The sequence below is a fragment of the Elusimicrobiota bacterium genome, from assembly GCA_040757695.1.
GTDB lineage: Bacteria > Elusimicrobiota > UBA8919 > UBA8919 > UBA8919 > JBFLWK01.
The window spans coordinates 1-3,144 of the sequence record JBFLWK010000145.1 but is presented as its reverse complement, the minus strand read 5'-3'; the positions used below and the strand labels follow the sequence as shown (position 1 = coordinate 3,144).

Genomic DNA, 3,144 nt, shown 5'->3' with positions numbered 1-3,144 from the left:
ACCAAAAAAAGAAACTTGCCTCTTTCTTTTGGGAAAAACGTATCATAGAGTTTATAACATAAATAAATTATACCAATTGAAACAAATAAATTTATTATCTTGGCACCTAAAAGTCCATCCATAATAAGCATACTCAAAGCAATCAAAAATGGATAAACAGGAAGCCGACATTCATATTTTGAATATTGAAAATTTAGTATTTCCTTTGCCCGGTATAGAATATCATAAGTATCCACTAACTCACCCTGATTATAATTAAGTAAATATATTCTAACACCTATGAAACCTATAATAAAGATTAGGTAACGTTTGTTTATTAAGAATTTAAAGTTATTTTCAAATAGTCCATTAAAAGTACTTTTGTTCATAAAATCAAAGATTGGCAACTTCCTTAAAAACTTTTAACATTTCACCAGTGTATTTTTTCCATGATATATTTTTTTTGACAAAATCATATCCTTGTTTTATTAACCTTTCTCTTAAATCGTTATTTTCAATTAGTTCAACAACTTTTTTAGCAAGTAATTCTGGGTCTTTTGGTTTGACTAAGAGTGCTGTTTGATAATTTATTAAAACATCAGCAGCACCAGTGTCAGTTGAAACAATAGTTGGTTTTCTTGCTGCCATTGCTTCAAAGGGAGCCAGTCCCCATGTTTGATTGATATGCGGATAAATAAAAATATCCGAAGCAGCGTAATAACTGGGAAGTTGTTTTTCAGGCACACTGCCTGTCAGAATTACTTTTTCTAAAACCCCATTTTCTTTAGCGCATTGACGTATAACTTCGCTGTATCCGGGATAATGTTGTTCCCCTCCTACCACTATTAACTTTACATTGTAATTTTTAGAAATTAATAACTTTAAACTTATGATTACATCTTGTGTGCGACGTCTAGGACCCAACAAACTAACACATAAAAGCAGTATGGTATCAGGTTCTATATTGTGAAGTTTTCTGATTGCTTCTCTATTGCCATCACAAAATTTTTCCATATCTAATCCACTATGTATTATCCATGCTTTTTTATTGTAATAATTTTCTATTAGCTGTTGGTCGTGTCTATTAAATACGACTATTGCAGATATCCTTTTAATCAATAACTTATCAATTAATGGGATTATTGTTTTGTACAATATCCATTTAATCCAATTAACTTCTTTTATTCCTACAAATGGCAGGTACCAAGCAGGGAGATCGTTACACATCCAAACAACTGGTATTTTCTTCATTTTGCTAATATAACTCGCAGTCCACTGCATCGGATGAACATGGCAATTGATAATATCAAAACTTTCTTTTTTCTCATACATTATATTACAAATTATATTAGCCATTTTTTTTGCATCTTTACTGTTTCCATAAGTTCCTATGGGCCGTATATCTAAATTTTTTGTAATATCAGGGAAACAACTTTGTGAGTTATATTGGGTCGTATATATTGTTACCTGATGCCCCCATTTCAGTAAATTTGTAGCCAGCATCACAGATTGTCTATCACCTCCTCCCTCCCATGATAATTCCTTATGGAGTAACATTATTTTCATAAGAGTTCCTTACTTTACAACTTGTAACTCAAAATACACTCTCTGAACCGGGCAAATACTTTCCATGTGTTTTGTATAAAACACAGGATGTTTATTAGCCCACCATAAAACACATCTTTCATATAATGAATAATTTTTCTTATTCCATTCCATCTGATACTCAGATTTAATTTTACTAAAACAAACCTTGCTTTTTTTATATCTATAACTTTTTGTACCTTCTATAAAATAATCAAAACTTTTTAAAGTAAAAGCTCTTTTGTGTTCTGGATCATCATATAAAGCACTACTAAATCGTGTTGGACCAAAAATAATAATTTTACCACCGTTTTTAGTTATTCGCCAAACTTCTTCCATAACTTTAAATATATTATCCAGATGTTCCAAAATGGAAACCATATAAACCAAATCAAATTCATTGTCACCAAAAGGATAAGGAAAAATATTCAAATTATGGATAATTTCAGCGTTTGAATCTGAGCTGAAATCAATTCCTACAGCATCTGGATGTTTTTTATTATTCCCGCAACCTATATCCAAAATTTTCATAATTTTTTAGCTATGATTATCATAGTTTCTCCTTTACCTAAAAGTGCCTGAATAAAAGTAAAAAAAATAATTGGTATCCCTATTAAAATCAAAGATGATAAAGTAATTATTAAATTTAATCCAAAAATAAAAATGTTATCAGGCAATGCTTTTCTATTACGCTTTAAGAAATTGAATAAAAAATTCGGATAAATACCAATTTTATTCAGTAAAGTCAATACTACACTTATAAAGTCAATTTCCGGATAAAAATGTGATTTATTAATTATTGCAAAATTATTTTTACATAATATTTTTTCAAGGGACTTTTGTGAATAATGAAAAACATGTCTTGGTGGGTCAAGATTAAACCATAGTTCTTTTCCAAATTTGGACATTATGCTGCCAATATTGGGAACGGCAATCAAAATACATCCTTTTTCTTTTAACCATTTGTGAATTGTTTTGAGACAGGTCTCAGGATTATCAAGATGTTCAAACACATGCCACAAAGTAATTAAATCAAATTCTTTAGCATTAAATTGGTCAGGACACATTTCCCGTGGTAGCACATTCAGGTGATATTTATTTACCGCAACTTCATAACTTCTGGAAGAGGGTTCTATTCCATAGACAAGCCAATTATTGCTTCTTGCAATGTGTAAAAATTTTCCTTTACCGCAACCGATATCCAATAATTTCTTATTTCCATCAGAACGACCAAAGTATTTTTCTATCTTTTTCCACCGCCAGTAACCAAAATAAAACATTATTTGTTCTATAATCTTATTAAATGCCGGCTTTTCTCGGCTATAGTAACCTTCTTCATAAATGTTTGTTCTATCTGTATTGTTCCGATGCATGAGAAATACCAACCCGCAACTATTGCATCTTAAATATGCATATTCAATATTTTCAAAACTGTCCAGGGACTTTGCAATACAATAAATGTTATTTTTATCTGAATCACAAATAATACATTTCATGTTTTTTATTTCAACTCCTTATCAATTCTAGCACATTGAGATGATTTATTTTCTTATTGAACCTAAATATTTAATGACAAAATCA

General features: G+C 30.1%; 4 protein-coding genes. All 4 read right to left on the bottom strand.

Annotated elements, in window-relative coordinates; genetic code table 11:
- Positions 1-368 (bottom strand): hypothetical protein (locus tag AB1349_13300; GenBank protein ID MEW6558300.1); only part of this gene is annotated, 368 nt, incomplete at its 3' end.
- 4 nt (positions 369-372) lie between these two features.
- Positions 373-1,545 carry a glycosyltransferase family 4 protein gene (locus AB1349_13295; protein MEW6558299.1) on the bottom strand — a complete coding sequence of 391 codons (1,173 nt, stop codon included), beginning with the start codon at positions 1,543-1,545 and terminating at the stop codon, positions 373-375.
- Positions 1,546-1,554: 9 nt separating this feature from the next.
- Entirely contained in the window at positions 1,555-2,094 is a 540-nt protein-coding gene (locus tag AB1349_13290; GenBank protein ID MEW6558298.1) for a class I SAM-dependent methyltransferase, read from the bottom strand.
- Complete coding sequence (locus tag AB1349_13285) at positions 2,091-3,059, bottom strand: class I SAM-dependent methyltransferase (protein MEW6558297.1); 969 nt, start codon at positions 3,057-3,059, stop codon at positions 2,091-2,093. The genes AB1349_13290 and AB1349_13285 overlap by 4 nt, the downstream gene beginning before the upstream one ends.
- Positions 3,060-3,144: the final 85 nt, after the last annotated feature.

Coding starts and splice junctions, on each gene's coding strand:
- AB1349_13295 (MEW6558299.1), bottom strand. CDS start 1,545: ATGAAAATAATGTTACTCCATAAGGAATTATCATGGGAGGGAGGAGGT.
- AB1349_13290 (MEW6558298.1), bottom strand. CDS start 2,094: ATGAAAATTTTGGATATAGGTTGCGGGAATAATAAAAAACATCCAGAT.
- AB1349_13285 (MEW6558297.1), bottom strand. CDS start 3,059: ATGAAATGTATTATTTGTGATTCAGATAAAAATAACATTTATTGTATT.